Here is a 19,177-nt window from a genome sequence, read left to right on the forward strand (position 1 = left end):
ATTTTCCGTGAATCGCAATGCGCCGAGGAGTGAATTTGTTTTTATAAGTACTGTGACGGACCAGTTGGTTCGGTTATTTAACCGTTTTCATTGGTTGTCGTAGCGGGGCTTGTCTGGAGTGTTTTGAGCAGATCAGCAATGCAGTTGGTGAACATTTGATGTGTTGTCATACAAGTTAAAGGTTTTTTGCAGCAAAAGGGCAGTGCTTCCGGGCAGGGTGATAAGCTTGCTCCTGCCCAACCCTGCGGACCTGTAGTCATGCCCATTGAAAGCCCAACGCCTGTGCGTAAACGCTCCACCAACCTGGCCCAGGGCGTGGTTGAGGCGCTGACCCAGCGCATCCTGCTCGGGCAACTCAAACCCGGTGAAAAACTGCCGTCTGAATCCACCATCGTGCTTGAGCACGGAGTGAGCCGCACCGTGGTGCGTGAAGCCTTGTCCAAGTTGCAGGCGTCGGGGCTGGTGGAGACGCGTCACGGCATCGGCACCTTTGTGCTGGAGCAACACACGCAGCCGGGCCTGCGCCTGCATGTGGACACGGTCGCCAGCGTGCGCAACATGCTCGAATTACGCCTGGGCCTTGAGGTGCAGGCCGTGGCGTTGGCCGCGCTGCGCAGGAGCGACGTGCAGCTGGCCCGTATGCGCCAGGCGCTGGACGACTACCAGGCCTCGCTGGCCAACAACGACAGTTGCGTGGAGGAAGACAAACGCTTTCATCAGCTGATCGCCGAGGCCACCGGCAATACCTTTTTTACCGACATCATGTTGCACCTGGGCAGTGCGATGATCCCGCGCACCCAGGTCAAGGACGCCGAACGCGGCGGCGCAGACTTTGCCCAGCTGGGGCAGTTGGCGAACCTGGAGCACGAGGCGATCTACAACGCCATCAAGCGCGAGGATCCGGACGCCGCACGGGCGGCCATGGTGCTGCACTTGACCAACAGCCGGGATCGATTTTCCGGGCACTCATAAGGAACCACCGTTGAACCAACACACCTTGTCCATGCGCCTTGAGCGTGTGGCGGCGCACGTGCCAGCCGGCGCACGCCTGGCCGATATCGGCTCGGACCACGCCTACCTGCCGGTGGCCTTGATGCACCGAGGCGCTATTGCGGCGGCCGTGGCGGGGGAAGTGGCCGCTACACCGTTTCACGCAGCCAACCGTACCGTGAACGATAACGGCCTGGCGCAGCACATCACCGTGCGCCTGGCTGATGGCTTGGCAGCAATCGAAGCGGGCGATGATATTACTGTCGTCAGCCTGTGCGGCATGGGCGGCGAGACCATCCGCGACATTCTCGACAGCGGCAAGGCGCACCTCAATGGCCGCGAACGCCTGATCCTGCAACCCAACGGCGGCGAGCAACCCCTGCGCCAATGGCTGATGGAGAACGGCTACCAGATCCTGCATGAGGAGCTGCTGCGGGAAAACCGCTTCTACTATGAAATCATCGTCGCCGAACGCGCCGAGGCGGTCACCTATACCGCCGAGCAGCTGTACTTCGGCCCGTTGCAAATGCAGGCGCGTAGCGAGGAGTTCCTGGCGAAGTGGCAGCGTATAGTGCGCGAAAAACGCAAGACACTGGCCAGCCTCGAACAGGCGCGGCAGGCCGTGCCCGAGCAGAAAGTGCAGGAGATCGTGCAGCAGGTGAAGTGGATCGATCAGTTGCTCGCCTGAGCCACATTCACGGCACTTCACCGCTACCCTGTAGTCTTCTCCTAAATCCCCCAAGGTGTTGCCCGCTATGATCACTGTTCACCACCTCAACAATTCCCGCTCACAACGTATCCTGTGGGTGCTTGAAGAACTGGGCCTGCCCTACGACATCAAACGCTACCAGCGCGACGCCAAGACCAACCTGGCGCCACCTGAACTCAAGGCCATTCACCCCCTGGGCAAATCCCCGGTGATCGAAGACGGTTCCCGCGTGCTGATCGAATCTGCCGCAATCATCGACTACCTGATCCGCCGCCACGGCAACGGCCAACTGCAACCCGACCCGGCCACCGACGCCTACGACAGCTATGTGCAATGGCTGCATTTTGCCGAAGGCTCGGCCATGCTGCCGTTGATGCTCAACCTCTATGTGGGGCGGCTGGGTGAAGCGGGCGCACCGTTGCATCCACGGATTGAATCGGAACTGGTCAACTACCTCGGCTACCTGAATGACGTGCTGGGGCGCACGCCGTACCTGATGGGCGACGAACTCAGTGGCGCAGATATCCAGATGAGCTTTATCGGTGAAGTGGCCCAGGCCCAGGGTAAATTGCAGGCTTACCCGAACCTGGCGGCGTGGGTCAAAAAGCTCCAGGCGCGCCCGGCTTACCGCAAGGCGGTGGAGCGGGGCGGGGAATATGCGTTCGCCAAATAGCCAGGCGTGAGGAGGACCAATGTGGGAGGGGGCTTGCTCCCGATAGCGGTGGGTCAGCAACAAAAATGCTGACTGACAGACTGCTATCGGGAGCAAGCCCCCTCCCACATTTGGAACCAGTCCCGTGTACGGTAGGTGAACCTTCGAGTTCTCCAGCGCTCACTTAAGAGGTGGCACTGGCTTTTCTCGAAAGGAATCTGCATGCACTCCACCTCGGCAACCGTCCCCGTAGAACGCGAATTGAGCCTGCGGGCAGTCATCACCGGGATCGTGCTGGGTATCCTGCTGACCCCTTCCAACGTGTACGCGGGCTTGAAGATCGGCTGGTCGTTCAACATGTCGATCATCGCCTTGCTGATCGGCTATGGCATCTGGCAGGGCCTGGCCCGGCGTGCCGGCGAGCACCTGCCGTGGACCCTGCACGAGAGCAATATCAACCAGACCGTGGCCTCTGCCGCGGCGTCGATCATTTCCGGCGGGCTGGTCGCGCCCATCCCGGCCTATACCCTGCTCACGGGCAACCAGCTGGCGGCGCTGCCGATGATCGCCTGGGTGTTTTCGGTGAGTTTCCTGGGGGTCTGGATCGCGTGGTACCTGCGGCCTTCATTGCTCAATGACAAGGCGCTGAAGTTTCCCGAAGGCATGGCCACCCTGGAAACCCTGCTGCACATCTACAACCATGGCCGCGAAGCCGCCACGCGCTTGAAAGTGCTGCTCGGCGCGGCGCTGTTGTCCGGATCGGTCAAGTGGGTAGATACCTTTATGTGGGCCTTCCCGCGCTGGTCGCCGAGCCCCGCGTTGGAGCGCCTGACCTTCACCGCCGACCCTTCGCTGCTGTTGCTGGGGTTCGGCGGCATTATCGGCATTCGCGTAGGCCTGACCCTGCTGCTCGGTGCCTTGCTGGCCTGGGGCGGGCTGGGGCCGTGGCTGTTGGCCAACGACCTGGTGAGCCTGCCCGCCGACAGCAACGGTCCGCAATTTGCCGCGCTGGTGGAATGGCTGCTGTGGCCCGGGGTGAGCCTGATGGTGTGTTCCACCTTGGCGTCCCTGGCGATTCGCCTGTGGGCATTGCATCGCTCGACCCGGGCGTCTGGCGGCACGCCGTGGGCGGTTCCCAAGCCCGGGCCTGCCGTGGGGTTTGCCTTGGCGATCGCGCTGGTGGTGAGCCTGCAAGCGCTGTTGTTCGGTATCAACCTTGGGATGGCGCTGCTGACCATTCCCTTGGCGATCTGCCTGGCCGCTGTGGCGGCGCGGGTGGTGGGTGCGACCGGTATTCCGCCGATTGGCGCCATCGGGCAACTGTCCCAGCTGAGCTTTGGCATCGTTGCGCCGGGCCAGGTGCCGATCAACCTGATGAGCGCCAACACCGCCGGCGGTTCGGCGGGGCAGTGCACGGACCTGATGAACGACTTCAAGGTGGGCAAAGCGATTGGCGCGACGCCGCACAAGCAAGTGATCGCCCAGATCCTCGGGATTTTCGTTGGCAGCATCGTCGGCGTGTTCGCGTACCTGGCGCTGATCCCTGACCCTCAAACCATGCTGCTCACCGAACAATGGCCGGCCCCGGCCGTCGCCACCTGGAAAGCCGTGGCGCAAACCCTGACCCACGGTTTGGATTCACTGTCCCCCAGCATCCGCTGGGCCATCGGCATTGCAAGCTTGTTCGGTGTGCTGCTGGGCATACTCGACAGCACATTACCCACCCATCGCGCCCGCTATCTGCCCAGTGCGGCAGCCTTGGGACTGGCGTTTGTGTTGCCCGCGTCGGTGTCGCTGATGATGGCCCTGGGGGCGATCATGACCTGGGCGGTGAGCTGTCGCTGGCCGAGCGTGACGCAGCGCTTTGCGATCACGGCAGCGGCGGGGCTGATCGCCGGTGAGAGCATTACCGGCGTGGGCGCGTCGTTGTGGCAGATGCTGGGGAGTGGATGAATGGCCCACGTGGATTTACAACTCTTCACGAATTAAAAAGGCTCATCGTTATAGGCTTGGCGCTGCGATCACTGGATCAAACCCATTCAACTGCGCGTTGAGCCTGCCCCATGAAACTGCCTGCCCTCGCTGCCACGTTTCTCGCCGTTGCTACGCTGCACCCTTTACCCGTGCACGGCGCAGGCCCCATCACCCATGTCGCCATCTACCGTGGCCCGGCAGGTTGCCCGGACTGCTCGGAAAACGTGAAAACCGCCCTGCAGCGTCTCAACCCCAATTACCAGATTGACTTCGTCGGTGCCGACGAACCCATCGACATCACGCCAAAAAACCTGGCGCACTATGACCTCTACGTGCAACCCGGTGGCGGCCAGGACATCCCGGCCGCGCTCGACAGCCTGGGCGATGCACGCGCCGAAGCCATCCGTGGTTACGTCGCCAACGGCGGCCGCTACCTGGGCCTGTGCATGGGCGCCTACCTGGCCGACGACAACAACCTCGGCCTGATCCCCCAGGCGCTCGACACCGAAGCCGGCCGCCCCGGTTTTGAAGTGGCCGGTATCGATGACGCCGCCGTGCGGGTGACGTGGGACGGGCAGCCTGACCATGTGTTTTACCAGGACGGCCCTTACTTTCCCAAAGCCAGCGCCGCGGCGCCCTACAAGGTCATCGCGACCTACCACAATGGTGACGTGGCGGCGGCGCGGTATACCTATGAACGTGGGGTAGTGGTGTTAAGCGGGCCTCACCCGGAAGCCGGACGGGAATGGTTTGAAAATGCCGATATCGAGCTGAGCAAGATGCCGCGTGGAGAGCTGTTCGGGTCGTTGATACGCAGCGCGCAAGAGTAGGGCGCCACGCTCGTCACTTCAGGGGGCCACCCTCACAAATGTCGATATCAGACACGATGGTGGCGTAACCAGGCTACTTGCGCTTGGCCTCGGGCACTTAAGGTGAGGGTCATTGGCCGCCCGAGAACAACAAAAACAATGACTAGCCTCAACTGCAACGATTCCAACGGTCAGCTGGCGCAGGGCTTCAAGCCGCGTCACGTGACCATGTTGTCCATCGCCGGCATCATCGGTGCGGGGTTGTTTGTCGGCTCCGGACACGCCATCGCCGCCGCGGGACCGGCGGTTTTACTGGCTTATCTGTTTTCCGGCCTGCTGGTGGTGCTGGTCATGCGTATGCTGGGGGAGATGGCGGTGGCACGCCCCGACACCGGCTCGTTTTCCACCTACGCCGACCAGGCCATTGGCCCCTGGGCCGGGTTCACCATCGGCTGGTTGTACTGGTGGTTCTGGGTGCTGGTCATTCCCATCGAAGCCTTGGCCGCCGGGCACGTGCTCAACCAGTGGTTCCCTCAGGTCGATGCGTGGCTGTTCGCCTTGGTTTCAATCGTGTTGCTGGTGATCACCAATCTGTTCAGCGTGGCCAAATACGGCGAGTTCGAGTTCTGGTTCGCCATGGCCAAGGTGATTGCCATCGTCGGCTTTATCGGCCTGGGTTTCAGCGTGCTCATGGGCTGGATCCCGGATCGTGAAGCCAGCGGCTTGAGCCGCTTGATGGAAGAACACGGCGGTTTTGCCCCCAACGGCCTTTCGGCGGTGGTGGGCGCGTTCATTACCATCATGTTCAGTTTCATTGGTACCGAAGCGGTGACCATCGCCGCAGCCGAATCGAGCAACCCGGCGCAGAACATCGCCAAGGCCACCCGCTCGGTGATCTGGCGCATCGGCGTGTTCTACCTGCTGTCGATCTCCATCGTGATTTCCGTGGTGCCCTGGAACGACCCGCTACTGGCGTCCGTGGGTTCCTATCAGCGCGCACTGGAACTGATGAATATCCCCAACGCCAAATTCATGGTCGATGTGGTGGTACTGATTGCGGTAGCCAGTTGCATGAACTCCTCGATCTACATTTCCTCGCGCATGTTGTTTTCCCTGGGCAAACGCGGCGATGCGCCATCGGCCCTTAAAATCACCTCGAAGGCGGGCGTGCCCCGGGCGGCGGTGATCGCCAGCACCATCATCGGTGCGGGCGTCACGTTGCTGAGCTACTTCATGCCAGCCGGTCTGTTCCAGTTCCTGCTCGCCAGCTCCGGCGCCATCGCGTTGTTGGTGTACCTGGTGATCGCGATCTCGCAACTGCGTATGCGTCGCTTGCTGCTTCGGCAAAACGTCGAGTTGACCTTTCGCATGTGGCTGTTTCCGTGGCTGACTTACCTGGTGATCGTGTTCATCTGCCTGGCCCTGGGGGTGATGATGGTGACGCCCGAGCACCGCACCGAAGTGTCCTCGACCATTGGCCTGGCGCTGGTGATTTCCTTCATCGGCCTGGTCACGTCGCGCCAGCACAACCGGGCACCCAAGCCGGTGGCGCTGGAACATTCCTGATCACGCCTGCGGGGTAGCGGTGATGGAAACCGAGGCACCTGCTTGCCAGACCATCGGCTTTTTGCTGCTGGACCAGTTCACCCTGATATCGCTGTCGTGTGCGGTCGAGCCGCTGCGCATGGCCAACCAATTGGCGGGCGAAGAACTCTACCGCTGGCAAACCCTGAGCCTGAACGGGCAGCCGGTGTGGGCCAGCGATGGCGTGTCGGTGACCCCGGATGCGTGCGCGCAGGACCAGCGCGGCTTCGATGCAGTCATTGTGTGCGGCGGCGTCGGCATTCAACAGGCTATCAACCCTGCGCTCATCGCCTGGCTGCGCAGCCAGGCGCGCTTGTACTGCAAACGCCTCGGCGCGGTGTGCACCGGCAGTTGGGCACTGGCCCAGGCGGGGTTGCTCGATGGCTTCCAATGCAGCGTGCATTGGGAGCTGATGGCGTCGATGCAGGAGGCGTTTACCCGCGTCAAGGTCAGCTCCAGCGTGTTCACGCTCGATGGCAACCGCTTCACCAGCTCCGGCGGCACTGCGCCGCTGGACATGATGCTGCACCTGATCGGCCGCGATCACGGGCATACGCTGTCGGCGGCAATTTCCCAGATGTTCGTGTACGAGCGCATTCGCAATGAGCGCGACCACCAACGCGTGCCGCTCAAGCACCTGCTCGGCACGCAACAGCCCAAGCTGCAGGAAGTGGTCGCCCTGATGGAATCCAACCTGGAAGAACCCATCGACCTCGACCAACTGGCCGCCTATGTGCACGTATCCCGCCGCCAGTTGGAGCGCATGTTCCAGAAGCACCTGTACTGCACGCCATCGCGCTATTACCTCAAACTGCGCCTGACCCGTGCGCGTCAGTTGTTGATGCAGACGCCGATTTCGATTGTCGAGCTGGCGGTGATTTGCGGCTTTGTGTCCACGCCGCATTTTTCCAAGTGCTACCGGGATTTCTTCGGCGTAGCGCCCAGCGATGAGCGCTCGGACATGCGCCTGCATCCGCCCGCCGCAGTGCGACCGGTGACGCCTGCCCCAGTATCGGAACGGCCCAAGAACACGTTGGAGCAGGCGCGTGACGAGCCGACATTTGCGAGTGTGCAGGTTCAAAGGAGATAAGGCCGCGGTGATAGGTATCGACACAACTTTGCGTACGCCCCCTCCCACACAGATCTATGCGCCTCAACGTTCAAATCCACTGGTCATTCAACGCCGTACGCTCACCACCTTCATGCCCGGTATTCAGGATACCCCGCGGCTCGATCATCATCAGCCTGGCTTCTCCCTCGGCCGCCGTCCTGTGCTCAATGCCACGCGGCACCACATACAACTCACCCGGCTTCACATACACCGGGCCGTCCGGCAGGTCGATACGCAGCGTGCCTTCGAGCACCAGGAACGCTTCATCGGTTTCCGGGTGTGAGTGCCAAATGAACTCGCCCTCGATGCGCACCACCTTGAACTGGTAGTCGTTCATTTCGGCCACCACCCTTGGGCTCCATTGCTGGTCGATGAGCGAGGCTTTTTGCGCAAGGTTTACGGGCTGTGCTTGAGTCATGCGGGATCTTCCTGTCGATGAGAAGGCCAGACTATCCGGGCGACAGGTCAGAGGCTTGTACGATCCTGCAACCCCTCCACTCGCACGCCCCCGCATTCCCCATGGGAATGCAGCACATAACATTAATGAATTTTTCTTGCTGCCACGGTTAACGTAATTTGCGTCAAGGCCACGGAGAACCGCCTTGAACTCATCCTCACCCAACCCTGCTGACAAATTCGATACCTCAAGAGCCAACGAGTACGCACGACAAAGCCGTATCGCGCTGGCGGGCTATGACGCGTGCCAGGACCTGGCAGCGTGCATGCTCGCGGCGAGCCTTGGCGATGCCCCTTCGGCCAAGGTACTTGTGGTCGGCGCCGGCGGTACGGCGCAGGAGATCATCGCCATGGCCAGCCTTGAACCAGAATGGCGCTTTATGGCGGTTGATCCCTCCCAGCCGATGCTCGACGCGGCAAGGCAGCAGTTGGAGGCCAACCACTTGCTTGATAGAACAACCCTGCATCTCGGGCCGCTTGAAGACCTGGCAGCAGACGCGTCATACGACGCCGCCACCTTGATCGGTGTGCTTCACCACCTGGAGGGTGATGACGCCAAGGGCCGGATGCTGCAATCGATTCGGGCGCACCTGAAACCGGGTGCACCGCTGATCGTCGCGGGCAATCACTATGCGTATGCCAGCCAGCCGTTGCTGCTGGCGGCGTGGGGCCAACGGTGGCGTCAGCATGGAGCCAGCCCGGACGAAGTGAAGGCCAAGCTCGGCAAAATCCTTCAAGGCGCTGACCCGCCCCATTCCGAAGCGGCGGTTCAGAAACTGTTGCACGACGCCGGGTTTGGCGACGCGACGCGTTTCTTCAGCAGCCTTTTCTGGGGGGCCTGGTTGACGTGTAAAGCGGGGGCGTGAAAGATCGACTTCAGATCGCCCGTAGATTGGCTAATCGTCGACGCCAATCGCCGCCATGCCGAAGGTGGCATTCCTCTTCGGAGTCGAAACTGACGCAGCGGGCGACATTCGGGACGTGCACGTCAGCGTCAACCAGCGCGGCGGTAGTCAGCTCGCGCATACGGGCGTCCGCGCCGGTCGCGAGGGCGTGAGCCTTGCTCGCGACACTGTCGAACACCCAGATCACCCGCAGGCTTTGGGGGAAGGCGCGGTAGTCGACGGTGTGGGTCAACCAGTCGAAGCCCGGGATTTCGACCTTTGCGATCTCGCAGGCGTCGGTCAGGGCTGCAATGAGACGGCGTTCGATACGGGCGTGGTCGCGTGTGGCAGGCGGCATAAAAAAGGAGGTCCGTGAATCCTGGGAGTGGGGTGGGGCGTCAGCCGATAGGCTGATCAGAGCATAGGTATCTACGCAACTTCGGCACGACGCTAAATCTGTGGCGAGGGAGCTTGCTCCCGTAACGGCCTGACAGCCGGCGCATATCCATCTGACGCTCCGAAATCCAAATGTGGGAGCTGGCTTGCCTGCGAAGACGGCCTGCCAGCCGATGCCAATCTACCTGCCCCCCCACGATCAACTGTGGGAGCTGGCTTGCCTGCGATGGCGGCCTGCCAGCCGACGCCAATCTACCGGACACCCCGCAATCAAACTGTGGGAGCGGGCTTGCTCGCGAAGGCGGCCTTATAGGCGACACAGCTATACCGTGTACATATCCATTCCTGCGGTAACGGCCACCTAGGGTTCCGCCCTGACGGCGGCTCACTTTTGAAAAGCCGGAATGCCGGCCCAGGCAAAAGTAAGCAAAACGCTCTTGCCCCACCACTCGGCACCTCGCTTAGGCTCGGTGTGCCCGAACACAGTCTTGAATCCGTGGGCCGCCGCCACGCGCCATCCATGGCGCGGGGCGGCTAACCCGGCGTCCTGCCGGGTTACCCACGAATTCAAGCCTGCGTTCGGCCAGCGTGGTTTAACGGGGCGCCTGAGATCAAGATCAAAAGCAGATCAAGATCAAGAGCGGCTCGCTTCGCATCGTGGTTACCGTTGAGCGCTACAGAGTTGTCTGGATACCTATGCTGATCAGAGCGGGCGCGATTGAAGCGCGGTACGCAAGCGTTGCCACTCATTCCAGCAATCCTCGGCAACGATATCCGGGTAACCCCGTTCTTGTTCCATCGACAACGCGGTGGAGAAGGTTACCGCAATGCAAGTGGCCTGGTCGCGGAGATCGCAGACTTCGACTTCGTTTAGGGGGGCGCCTTTTTTCGATTCGGCGGCCGTCAGCACGGCGGCAAGGGCGGGGACAAAAACCAGGCAGAGGGGCTCGGTAGACATCAGCTTTTTCCTGAGTAGGGTGGGTGGTGCGCTTATTCTTCAGGGTTGATCAACGACCTCAACGTATGGTCCTCCCAAACGCCAGCAATCTTCAGATAGGCTCGCGCATGTCCTTCCTTTTCAAACCCCAGCGACTCCAGAAGGCGTTCACTTCGCACATTGCGGGGTAAATGATTGGCCATGATCCGGTGAAGACCCAACTGCTCAAAGCAATGACGGTTAGTGACCTGAAGTGTTTTTTTCATCAGGCCGCGACCCTGGGCAGATTCCGCCAGCGAGAAGCCGAGATGACAGGCCTGAAAAACGCCTCTCACAATGTTCGTGTAGTTACACCGCGCTAGAACCTCTCCGCTCTTGGGTTCAAGCAAGAGGAAACACAGAGCGTTGCCAGCGTGCATATTGTTTACCTGCTGCTCGACCCTGGCCCTGGCGTTGCCAGTGGTGAAGTATTCCTCGTCCCTGAGCGGCTCCCAGGGTTGCAGATGCCTGCGGTTGACGCTTTCGTAACGGCTGATCCTCTCGAAATCGTCGCGCCACAATGGCCGAAGGCAGTAGCCCTCAACGCAATACTCCATAAGCCCCTCCAGATTGATCAATGGCCCCACCTCACTGCGTAGCCGCAAAGAAAAGAATAGCGCCGCTGCGCGTAAAGCGACCCCTTTCATGGCAAACAGGTCTACCATGCCAGCCCCGGCAGTGGTTCCACTCGCTCCCGAACTCCATTTTTCAAGGTAGCGATAATGTCCATCGACCAGATCTCCCTCCCCAAAGGCGTCGGCCCCCACGCCGCCAAGCTGCTTGACGCCATTACTGGCGCCTCCACCCATGAAGAACTTAACCGCGCTGGCGGTAAAGCCGAGGGTTTTGTGCTGGGGCTGGAGGCCACCAAGGCGATCAAAAGCCAAATTGCAGAGTCGCTGTACGTGGCGTATGACGACGCGGCGAGCAATCGGGCAGGTGAACTGAAGGGCTAGTGCAAGTCAGCCCATGGTTCCGGAATGAGCGCCAATCGCCGGAATAGGCTGACGAACATAATAATTGTCGAATTCACTGCTTTCGATGAACTGGAAGCCATGGCGGGTATAAAAGCGATTCGAAGCGCTTTCTTTGAGAGCACCCACTTTTAAAGGAAGCGCCGCCGCATCCGCCTCTTTGAAAACCTGAGTGAGAACAGCAGACCCTACCCCTGACCCTTGCGCGCTCGGCCTTACATACAAGTGGTCGAGCAAGAGTTCATTGGGGTGATGTTTGACCACTACGAAACCCACCCGCTCTCCAGCTGCCTCGATGTAGCGTGTATTGCGAGGTTCAAAGCCGCCAAGAAACCGCTCCCGCGCACGCACTGGGTCAAATCGCCCAACACGCTCCAGACTTTCGCGCATGGCCTCAATTCGAATGGCTACCAGATTATCCAAGTCGCTTTGTTGAACTGGGACCAAAATGATGCGGGAGTTTTGATTGGGTGCGACGGGCATATTGTGTGCTCCAACTACCATCCTGGGGGCCCAGTATAGAGAGCCTGATACTGATGAAGCGACCCGCATGGTATGTTCACGGCATACATGGAGTAACGGCCCCCAGGAAGGAAATTGCGATGCCAGTAGACACCCACCCAATCCGCATTCTCTCGCCACGCCTGAGCATCGAGCCCTTCTGCGAGCACGACGCTGTTGAGTCCTTCCCTTGTATCACTGCGTCTCTGACTCGCTACATGTCCTGGGAACCGCCTGCCTCGCTGGAAGAGTACGCACACGTCTGGGGGCGGTGGCTGCCTGCGATAGCGGATGGCAGCGACATTGTGTTCACGGTCAGGGAACTGGTGAATGCTCGTTTTGCGGGCTTGGTTGGGCTGCACCATACCGGCAGCGAAACACCGGAATTGGGTATCTGGATCCGTGAAGATAAACATGGGTTGGGGTTTGGTGGTGAAGCGGTGCGGGCGGTTGTTCAGTGGGCTAGCCAGTGGGTGGTGGCAGAGAGCTTCATCTATCCTGTTGCGACGCAGAATCGTGCGAGTCGACGTATTGCCGAAGCTTTGGGGGGAGTTGTCATAGAGAGGCGGATGGGGGAGAAATATGATTCGGTTGTGTACCGAATACCGGGGGGTTAGCTCTGGTTTTCAGGTTGGTCGAATGCCTGCTCTTGGCCGAGGGAGGTCTCTCGTGACAGGCTGGGATCGGCCAGAAGCAGCCGGACGATGCAATAGAAATGCGGCATTCTGCATCGTTGATGGGATAAATTGAATTTTGGACGCGAGGCAGTTTGCAGAGTGAATCAGAAAAAACGGCACCACTTCATTCCTAAAGCGTACATGAGTTCTTTCTGTAATGAGGCAGGGCGCGTGCTTGTTTATCGTAAAGATGGCGACGGGCTACCCCTGTCAGTGATACCGGATGCTACTCAATTTCAAGGGTACTATTATTCACAGCCTAAGCCGGATGGGGGCATAGATAATAATAAACTAGAAGATTTTTTCTGCGAGTTTGAAAGGGAATGGCCACCGATAGTGAAGAGGCTTGAGGCACGAGAAAACATTAATGATAGCCTTGAATCCCTGTTCAATTTTATGGCTTTGCAACGCGCTCGAGTCCCCGCTTGCCGAGACGCTGTCGAACTCGTACTAGCTGCAACGGTTAAAAATGTGGCGAAAAAGATGTATCGAGACGGTAAGTTGCCAGCTCTACCAAAGAGAAGCGAGAGTTTAATAGATGAAATGCAAATATCTATCGATCCGCATCAAAGTATCCATGCGATGGTTTCCATAATCAAAGGTATTGGTAAAGTTATCGACAGTGTTGGTTGGGTCGTTTTTCACAATAATACAAGTAGGCCTTTCCTAACTAGTGACAATCCGGTGGTTTGGTTCGACTCTTCGTTACCTTTTTCTCAACAAAAACCGTATACGATTAATCCTCTCGGCCCTATATTAGTACAGTTTCCAATCAGTCCAAAAATTTTGTTGGTGGGTGCCTCAGAATATAGAGAAAATTTTCTTCATCATGGTTTAGTGCACGCTGATACGAGTTCTGATGAATGGGTAGAGCATGTCAATGCGCAGACTTGTAGGTTCGGTTATGAAGCGGTTATTTCTAATACAGAGTCTCAGGCGGAGTTGATAGCGGGATTTTCTGAAATTTCGCCAGTACACGCATCAAGCTCTGTAATGATCAATAACGAAAGTGCTATATTTCACTCGTTCGAATTTGGTAGTCGTGGAAAGAAGTCAAAATGGAAAGAAAAGAAACCTAAGTCAGCAATGTAAAGATAGCTTTTTCGCGTGTGATAAATTTTTAGCAGCACATATTACAATGAAGGAAGAAATATGCTTCTAATAAATACCTGCCCATTGAGACGGTTTTGTACCTATGTAAAGACCTGCAGTGAGTATGGCTTTTCGTTTTGGCTCCATGCTTAGCTCTTTGCTCTGCGCGTATTGCATATACTCGGGGGGACAGTCCTCGGTATTGTCGGACTTCCAGCTCACGGGCAAAGCGGGAAAAGGGGGGGATTTATTTCTAGGAAATAAATCCGCCCCCCTTTTCGGTTCTTAAAAATTCAGCGTCACATATGAACAGTTTGTACTTGGTTCAAGAGCATCTATCAAGGAAGCCGCTGTTAAAGGCTTTTTTAAACCCAATTTAAAAGCCGGACTAGAAGAGTAGCAAACATCCAAGTGATGAAGTGGGTGCAAATCTTTATCTTCATTTTCGGCATCATGATCATAACGAATATAACCATCCTCGAAAATTAATAACTCACGGAAAACCGACCAAAAATCCGGAATCGCTTCATAGATTTCTATGATCGGTGCGGTAAAATCCCACATGTTTCCCGACGTCATTAATGTATCAGACTCTAAAACACTGAGAACCTGCGAGGTCAACATGCTTGTCATTTCAGTATCGCATTTGGAGTAAAGCTTAATTTCATTGCTCTCCGAAAATTTCACTTTAAACGGTAAGCATATTGAAAAGTGTTTTTTTGGAGATATAAAAAATATCCGACTCATCTTGGTCACAACAAGAACTGCCTTGTCACCTTCGATCTCTTCAAATGAAAGCTTGGAAATCAGTATGAGCTTTATAACTCTCATTAAAAATCGAATTATATCTGGTTTATTCCTTATAGGACTAAAGATCCACTCCATATCAACGTCTTCAAGCTCGAACTCGATCCTCTTCATTGTGCTTGTTCCCTAAGCATAATCCTGTAGTTGAATTCAATGACTTCCCTTACGTTGTCTCTAGCAAACTTCTCGCCAACTGTACGCTTTACGGTCTCATACAGATCAGGTCTAAATAACGGATATATTTCTAGTTCGTCAAAGATTTGATAAACAAAATCGTAGAACGATATATCTGCTTTGCTGTGGGTAATCGTGGTGCGTATTTTAACTATCTCTTCTTTGCTAGGGGCCTGAACCTCAATGCAATTTCTCACATTGATTATTTCCAATCCCGTACTAATCTGGTCATATAGCTCTTGATTATACTCGCCGGGCATAATCAAATATGTTTGTAAGAAGGACCTGGTAATCATCATGTATAAGGAGTTTCGAATGCCATATGCAGAACTTATCCTGCTAGCTACACAAATAACAAATGGGAACTCGAGCCCTTTTACATGGTTGCGATGACTAATAAACAATCTATCCTTTATCTTTTTCTTCGTCTCATAAGCCTTATTTACCGTCCAGCCGAAATTCTGGGGAATTGATCGTTCCAAACGGTCTGCCATTTGAAAGCTTGAATTTTTATTATCTAGAAAAATGATTCCAATATCTTCTGCAAGTACAGTTGGGTTATTGGCCTTGATGGTGTTTATCGATTCAAGAATCCTGCTTTCTGTATCTTGACCTTGCACCTCATTGGTCAGAACAAGCACAGTGCTTTTTATATCCTCATTTGCTAGATCTTCAAATCTTCGAAGCGGCTCTCGTTTTAGCCGATATAAGCTATCACCTGCGCTTTTCTCAACGAGGTATCCACAAGCGCGCCATTCATCATCTTCCAACCATTGAAGCTTTTGTCGCTCAAATAAGCCCATGCCTAAGGAATGAGCAAACATTAATGTTCTTGGATCGGTCCTATAACACTTACTCAACAAGAAGTCAGGCGTGATATTGCTAATTATTTCTGTTGCAAAGATACTTTGAAATATGTCACCGGCAATATAAACCGTTTCTTTCGTCACTTTTTCGCACAAATCAAAAAACGACTGTGGGAAATCTTGACTTTCATCAACCAACATATAATCAAAGATAGGGCTTATCGGTGATATAGTTTCAAGCTCATTGAGCTGCTTTAAAGCAAATCTGCACGCATGGTCAAAATTCATGGCTCCGAAACTGTGAAACGTTAGGCCGTAGTGCGCGCAAATAAAGGCATAGGCCCCGGAGTTTTTAACTCCGCCAGAGCCCCACGCATTAGTGCACCATAGACGCTCATCCCATTCAATCTGTTGCTCGACCTTCATGAAGTTAAAAAATTCAGGAATGCGCTTTTTTAAATTATCTGCAAGAATTTTATTGTGACAAGTAAAAAATATCCTATCTGATTCTGAATTTATATAAAGCTCTTTTAACTTGTGAAGTAACAGTTCTGTTTTTCCCGTGCCAGACAAGCCCTGTATTCGAATTATCTTCTTGTTATTTTTCTGATATACAAAACGAGTTTGATCTCCATCAAACAGCAGAATTTTCTGTTTGACTTTGTCAAGGAGATTGTCTGGAATGGATGACTTGACTTTGTCAATGTCATTGATACTACCCGTTAGGAGCGAGATCAGAAGCTCGCAAACTTTCTGCTTTCCATCGCCAACAATTTTATTTTCGGCTAATAAGTCTTCAAGATTGAAGTCTGAAGGGTCGACATCTACAGTTGCTATGAGGTCTGCCCACGATCTTGGACGGCCGATGATATCACGATAGCGATACTTATCAGCTATAGAGCCTAAATCTTCTAAAAAGTCGTCTCTGAACGCCTCAAAATCCTTATCTACATATCCTGAGAAATTGAAAAACATTATTTTGAATTTTGGCATTAACAAAACAAATGCTTCTGAATAATCATAGCTATATTTATTATCGCCCAGTGGGCGATCAATAATATACGCTTGGGAGTTATGAATATCCGTAAACCTTACAACCTCATCAACAATATTGTGGTTTACGTCGCTTTTCTCGCGACTCATGTAAAAAAAACTAGTAGACATGCCGTACTCCCTGCACTCAAATTTTAAGTAATCTAAGGAGTAAATCAGAGAAAGTAAAATGCAAATTACGGCAGGTTTGATTCGCTGGCGTTCTTTTGGTAGCCAACAGACGCGCTGCTGACCTCATCTGAGGGACGGTATTGAATGATTACCTATCTGGCGAGGGAAAATTTTGCATCTGCTTCAAGGCCGGATACCAGGAATATCAGCAAGCGCGGCCTCCATACCCCAATAGTCATATCGAACGTTACTTTGGTCGAGACGAGTCGCTCGAGCCTCCGCTATTGGCCGGAAGCAGTCGCAGCTCTCGTCATCGCAGAGGGCTTTGTGTCGAGGCTGAATCCACCAAAGCCATCGAGCGCCAAATCGCCGAGTCGTTGTCTGTGGCCTACAACGACGCGGCGAATCATCGGGCCAATGAGTTGAAGAGCTGATCATCAGCCAGAGCAGGGCGCTTCGCGGTCGAGCAGTCTGGCGGTGAGGAGTACGCCCAGTTCGCTCAGTTGGTGGATGGCGAGGGCGATGTCGCGGTGTTTGCCGTTGAGGTCTTCGGACAGGTCGAGCAGCAGGGTGCTGACGCTGGTGAAGGTTTCGTAGCTGTTGGTGATGAGGCTTTCGTTGCTGGCGTTGGGGGCAACGTTGAAGAGGGTACTTGAATCTGCTTTTGACATGAGTAGACATCCTGAGTGATGCCACCACCTTTCCGCTACTAAACGGTGGGTGGCAGCTGTACGCAGGTTAGTAGACCGGTGGATATCTAAAGCCGGCGCGCCCGAAGACGCCCTACGCACAGCCACCATCAAGCACAGACGCACTGTCTGATTGGTGACGCTCATGCACTTATAGATACCCAAAATCAGGCTACTAAACCCGAATCACTGAACAATTCAGCGACCGAGCCACCTTAGAGACGGCCACCCCAGTGCACAAGCCGGCGGATTCTGACGCACGCGTAGGCAATGGAGCAAGGTGCGGCAGGGGAATCGGATTTTGCCTTCAGGCGCTGCGTTATCGTTTGGGTTTTTCGCGAGCAAGCTCGCTCCTACAGGAGTGGGTCAAGAGTGGGTTGTTATCAAGGTGCGGGTAGCTGGACAATAGATGCCGACGAGCCAGCAACGAAGCACCAGATGTGCGAACGTTTGGTTCGCTCGGCTGGGCTCTACGAACTGCAAGATTACTGATCGGAAAAAAGACCAATGCTAGGGAAAGTCAGCAGTAAATATCTCGTCTGGGCTGCAGTCGCACTTTGCGCGACGCTTCTGTCCGGGTGCGCGGCGTCACGCTACGACGGCAAGCACGCACCGGACCCGAGTAAGGCGATCATCGTGGGTTCGATTGGTGAGAGCTTTCCGATGATGCAGGCCCATGGGCTGGTGGTTGAAATCGACCAACAGGGCGCACCCGGCACCGCAATACGGCTGACGACCTTGGGCAATGAAGATGATCAGCCATCACCCTCTGTGCTGGGCCATTACTTCATGTATGAAGTGCCGCCGGGTGAGTATGAGTACACGCAGTGGCATTACGTATATTACGCGGGAAAGTCGATGGCGCGCCCTGTGCCTGCGGTTTTCTCGGTGAAGGCCGGGGAAACCCTCTATATCGGCGATCTGCGCGCCGATGCCCTGCGTTTTTGCTTGTCCAACGTCAACAATGCCGAGGACACGGTGCAGGCGCTCAAGCGCAAGTACCCGATGCTCAAGGACCGCAACATCGTGAATCTGACGCCGAAGAGTGGTTTTGCGCCTTGGCCGAGTTCTGATGCCACTGACTTCGGTAAAGGGCTGTGCACGATCTGAATCCGGTAACGGTGACAGTCATCGAACCCGACGCCCATTGATCCACGTTCAAGGAATTCATGCATGAAGCGCTCTACGCTACTCTGGGTCGGCCTGTTCGCAGCCCTGGCCTCACTGACCGGCTGCATCAGCGGTCCGGACCTCAAAGGCCAACCATTCTTCACATCACCGGCAGAGCCCCGTGCGGATGAGGCCACGGTGTACTTCTATCGCACGGCGGCCAGCATCGGTGACGGGGTGGCCCCGACCATTCAGGTCGATGGCCGCGCTGTCGGCAGCTTGCCTTCCGGTAGTTTTTTCAAGGCCGGCATGCCCGCCGGCAAGCACAGCATCGCCTCCACCTCGCCACCGATCATCAGCGGTATGGTGAACAAGCGTTTCGATATCAACGTCGAGAATGGAAAGGTGTATTACATCGCCGACCAACTCAGCATCTCTGCCTACAAGGACGGGCAGACCTTGGGTGAAGTCGACGAGGGTAGTTTCGGTGGAACAATGTTTTACTCGCGCTACGCGCTTGTGCCTGCCGAGGAAGCGCTGCGTTCTATCAAGTGGTGCCAGGAGTTGCCGGCAACCGCACGGTAACCGGGCGTCCCACTTCGTCAAAAGCCAACTTGCCGACAGAGAGCAGCCCCACAATAC

General features: G+C 55.8%; 21 protein-coding genes. 13 read left to right on the plus strand and 8 right to left on the minus strand.

The genetic code is table 11. The annotated features are described in order from the left end of the window. Positions 1–258: 258 nt before the first annotated feature. The 7 genes from QMK52_RS16395 (at position 259) to QMK52_RS16425 (ending at position 7,808) form a co-directional block, all read left to right on the plus strand. Positions 259–972, plus strand: coding sequence for a FadR/GntR family transcriptional regulator (locus tag QMK52_RS16395; protein WP_320403080.1), 714 nt, complete (start codon positions 259–261; stop codon positions 970–972). 10 nt (positions 973–982) lie between these two features. Beyond that, positions 983–1,678, plus strand: a complete 696-nt coding sequence (locus tag QMK52_RS16400) for a tRNA (adenine(22)-N(1))-methyltransferase (RefSeq protein WP_005789844.1) — start codon at positions 983–985, stop codon at positions 1,676–1,678. 67 nt (positions 1,679–1,745) lie between these two features. After that, a complete protein-coding gene (locus QMK52_RS16405) occupies positions 1,746–2,372 on the plus strand; it encodes a glutathione S-transferase (RefSeq protein ID WP_320403081.1) in 627 nt (208 codons plus the stop codon). A 201-nt stretch (positions 2,373–2,573) separates the two neighbouring features. Further along, on the plus strand, positions 2,574–4,304 hold the full coding sequence (locus QMK52_RS16410) for an OPT family oligopeptide transporter (RefSeq protein ID WP_005789840.1): 1,731 nt from the start codon (positions 2,574–2,576) through the stop codon (positions 4,302–4,304). A gap of 110 nt (positions 4,305–4,414) precedes the next feature. After that, on the plus strand, positions 4,415–5,155 hold the full coding sequence (locus QMK52_RS16415) for a BPL-N domain-containing protein (RefSeq protein WP_005789839.1): 741 nt from the start codon (positions 4,415–4,417) through the stop codon (positions 5,153–5,155). A gap of 138 nt (positions 5,156–5,293) precedes the next feature. Then, positions 5,294–6,700: an amino acid permease gene (locus QMK52_RS16420; protein ID WP_032880200.1), complete on the plus strand. Its 1,407-nt coding sequence runs from the start codon at positions 5,294–5,296 to the stop codon at positions 6,698–6,700. Between the two features lie 22 nt (positions 6,701–6,722). Further along, positions 6,723–7,808 carry a GlxA family transcriptional regulator gene (locus tag QMK52_RS16425; RefSeq protein ID WP_194438786.1) on the plus strand — a complete coding sequence of 362 codons (1,086 nt, stop codon included), beginning with the start codon at positions 6,723–6,725 and terminating at the stop codon, positions 7,806–7,808. Between the two features lie 70 nt (positions 7,809–7,878). On the opposite strand, the gene QMK52_RS16430 is transcribed toward QMK52_RS16425, so the two are convergent. Further along, complete coding sequence (locus tag QMK52_RS16430; protein WP_005789834.1) at positions 7,879–8,247, minus strand: cupin domain-containing protein; 369 nt, start codon at positions 8,245–8,247, stop codon at positions 7,879–7,881. Positions 8,248–8,431: 184 nt separating this feature from the next. Here QMK52_RS16430 and QMK52_RS16435 point away from each other — a divergent pair, with 184 nt between their 5' ends. Next, on the plus strand, positions 8,432–9,151 hold the full coding sequence (locus QMK52_RS16435; RefSeq protein WP_005789832.1) for a class I SAM-dependent methyltransferase: 720 nt from the start codon (positions 8,432–8,434) through the stop codon (positions 9,149–9,151). A gap of 10 nt (positions 9,152–9,161) precedes the next feature. Here QMK52_RS16435 and QMK52_RS16440 read toward each other — a convergent pair whose 3' ends face one another. From QMK52_RS16440 to QMK52_RS16450, 3 genes are all read right to left on the minus strand, one after another. After that, positions 9,162–9,527, minus strand: a complete 366-nt coding sequence (locus QMK52_RS16440; RefSeq protein ID WP_005789830.1) for a hypothetical protein — start codon at positions 9,525–9,527, stop codon at positions 9,162–9,164. Between the two features lie 741 nt (positions 9,528–10,268). Further along, positions 10,269–10,523, minus strand: a complete 255-nt coding sequence (locus QMK52_RS16445; RefSeq protein ID WP_320403082.1) for a hypothetical protein — start codon at positions 10,521–10,523, stop codon at positions 10,269–10,271. Between the two features lie 32 nt (positions 10,524–10,555). Beyond that, complete coding sequence (locus QMK52_RS16450) at positions 10,556–11,098, minus strand: GNAT family N-acetyltransferase (protein WP_320404200.1); 543 nt, start codon at positions 11,096–11,098, stop codon at positions 10,556–10,558. Positions 11,099–11,263: 165 nt separating this feature from the next. On the opposite strand from QMK52_RS16450, the gene QMK52_RS16455 reads away from it, so the two are divergent. Continuing rightward, positions 11,264–11,497: a hypothetical protein gene (locus QMK52_RS16455; protein WP_003192651.1), complete on the plus strand. Its 234-nt coding sequence runs from the start codon at positions 11,264–11,266 to the stop codon at positions 11,495–11,497. A 6-nt stretch (positions 11,498–11,503) separates the two neighbouring features. Here the strand turns inward: QMK52_RS16455 and QMK52_RS16460 are convergent, their stop codons facing one another. Further along, entirely contained in the window at positions 11,504–11,998 is a 495-nt protein-coding gene (locus QMK52_RS16460; protein WP_320403083.1) for a GNAT family N-acetyltransferase, read from the minus strand. 119 nt (positions 11,999–12,117) lie between these two features. On the opposite strand from QMK52_RS16460, the gene QMK52_RS16465 reads away from it, so the two are divergent. After that, the gene (locus QMK52_RS16465) at positions 12,118–12,633 is read left to right on the plus strand and encodes a GNAT family N-acetyltransferase (RefSeq protein ID WP_320403084.1); all 516 of its coding nucleotides are present in this window, start codon (positions 12,118–12,120) and stop codon (positions 12,631–12,633) included. 159 nt (positions 12,634–12,792) lie between these two features. Then, complete coding sequence (locus QMK52_RS16470; protein ID WP_320403085.1) at positions 12,793–13,785, plus strand: DUF4238 domain-containing protein; 993 nt, start codon at positions 12,793–12,795, stop codon at positions 13,783–13,785. Positions 13,786–14,070: 285 nt separating this feature from the next. Here the strand turns inward: QMK52_RS16470 and QMK52_RS16475 are convergent, their stop codons facing one another. The 3 genes from QMK52_RS16475 to QMK52_RS16485 form a co-directional block, all read right to left on the minus strand. Further along, positions 14,071–14,706 (minus strand): hypothetical protein, encoded by a 636-nt coding sequence (locus QMK52_RS16475; protein WP_320403086.1) that lies wholly within the window; start codon positions 14,704–14,706, stop codon positions 14,071–14,073. Beyond that, positions 14,703–16,736: a DEAD/DEAH box helicase gene (locus tag QMK52_RS16480; protein ID WP_320403087.1), complete on the minus strand. Its 2,034-nt coding sequence runs from the start codon at positions 16,734–16,736 to the stop codon at positions 14,703–14,705. The genes QMK52_RS16475 and QMK52_RS16480 overlap by 4 nt, the downstream gene beginning before the upstream one ends. A 437-nt stretch (positions 16,737–17,173) precedes the next feature. Beyond that, a complete protein-coding gene (locus QMK52_RS16485; protein ID WP_320403088.1) occupies positions 17,174–17,407 on the minus strand; it encodes a DUF6124 family protein in 234 nt (77 codons plus the stop codon). Positions 17,408–17,932: 525 nt separating this feature from the next. Between QMK52_RS16485 and QMK52_RS16490 the strand changes: the two genes are divergently transcribed. Continuing rightward, positions 17,933–18,535, plus strand: coding sequence for a hypothetical protein (locus tag QMK52_RS16490; protein WP_057024612.1), 603 nt, complete (start codon positions 17,933–17,935; stop codon positions 18,533–18,535). Positions 18,536–18,598: 63 nt separating this feature from the next. Continuing rightward, the gene (locus tag QMK52_RS16495; protein WP_124412728.1) at positions 18,599–19,120 is read left to right on the plus strand and encodes a DUF2846 domain-containing protein; all 522 of its coding nucleotides are present in this window, start codon (positions 18,599–18,601) and stop codon (positions 19,118–19,120) included. Positions 19,121–19,177 lie beyond the last annotated feature (57 nt).

The sequence above is a fragment of the Pseudomonas sp. P9_2 genome (genome assembly GCF_034008255.1).
In the GTDB taxonomy this organism is placed as follows: Bacteria; Pseudomonadota; Gammaproteobacteria; order Pseudomonadales; family Pseudomonadaceae; genus Aquipseudomonas; species Aquipseudomonas synxantha_A.

Bases quoted from the DNA above. Each gene is read 5' to 3' on its own strand.
- QMK52_RS16485 (WP_320403088.1), bottom strand. From the start codon at position 17,407: ATGTCAAAAGCAGATTCAAGTACCCTCTTCAACGTTGCCCCCAACGCC.
- QMK52_RS16490 (WP_057024612.1), top strand. From the start codon at position 17,933: ATGCTAGGGAAAGTCAGCAGTAAATATCTCGTCTGGGCTGCAGTCGCA.
- QMK52_RS16475 (WP_320403086.1), bottom strand. From the start codon at position 14,706: ATGAAGAGGATCGAGTTCGAGCTTGAAGACGTTGATATGGAGTGGATC.
- QMK52_RS16420 (WP_032880200.1), top strand. From the start codon at position 5,294: ATGACTAGCCTCAACTGCAACGATTCCAACGGTCAGCTGGCGCAGGGC.
- QMK52_RS16395 (WP_320403080.1), top strand. From the start codon at position 259: ATGCCCATTGAAAGCCCAACGCCTGTGCGTAAACGCTCCACCAACCTG.
- QMK52_RS16450 (WP_320404200.1), bottom strand. From the start codon at position 11,098: ATGGAGTATTGCGTTGAGGGCTACTGCCTTCGGCCATTGTGGCGCGAC.
- QMK52_RS16460 (WP_320403083.1), bottom strand. From the start codon at position 11,998: ATGCCCGTCGCACCCAATCAAAACTCCCGCATCATTTTGGTCCCAGTT.
- QMK52_RS16455 (WP_003192651.1), top strand. From the start codon at position 11,264: ATGTCCATCGACCAGATCTCCCTCCCCAAAGGCGTCGGCCCCCACGCC.
- QMK52_RS16495 (WP_124412728.1), top strand. From the start codon at position 18,599: ATGAAGCGCTCTACGCTACTCTGGGTCGGCCTGTTCGCAGCCCTGGCC.
- QMK52_RS16445 (WP_320403082.1), bottom strand. From the start codon at position 10,523: ATGTCTACCGAGCCCCTCTGCCTGGTTTTTGTCCCCGCCCTTGCCGCC.
- QMK52_RS16440 (WP_005789830.1), bottom strand. From the start codon at position 9,527: ATGCCGCCTGCCACACGCGACCACGCCCGTATCGAACGCCGTCTCATT.
- QMK52_RS16465 (WP_320403084.1), top strand. From the start codon at position 12,118: ATGCCAGTAGACACCCACCCAATCCGCATTCTCTCGCCACGCCTGAGC.
- QMK52_RS16430 (WP_005789834.1), bottom strand. From the start codon at position 8,247: ATGACTCAAGCACAGCCCGTAAACCTTGCGCAAAAAGCCTCGCTCATC.
- QMK52_RS16410 (WP_005789840.1), top strand. From the start codon at position 2,574: ATGCACTCCACCTCGGCAACCGTCCCCGTAGAACGCGAATTGAGCCTG.
- QMK52_RS16480 (WP_320403087.1), bottom strand. From the start codon at position 16,736: ATGTCTACTAGTTTTTTTTACATGAGTCGCGAGAAAAGCGACGTAAAC.
- QMK52_RS16425 (WP_194438786.1), top strand. From the start codon at position 6,723: ATGGAAACCGAGGCACCTGCTTGCCAGACCATCGGCTTTTTGCTGCTG.
- QMK52_RS16415 (WP_005789839.1), top strand. From the start codon at position 4,415: ATGAAACTGCCTGCCCTCGCTGCCACGTTTCTCGCCGTTGCTACGCTG.
- QMK52_RS16405 (WP_320403081.1), top strand. From the start codon at position 1,746: ATGATCACTGTTCACCACCTCAACAATTCCCGCTCACAACGTATCCTG.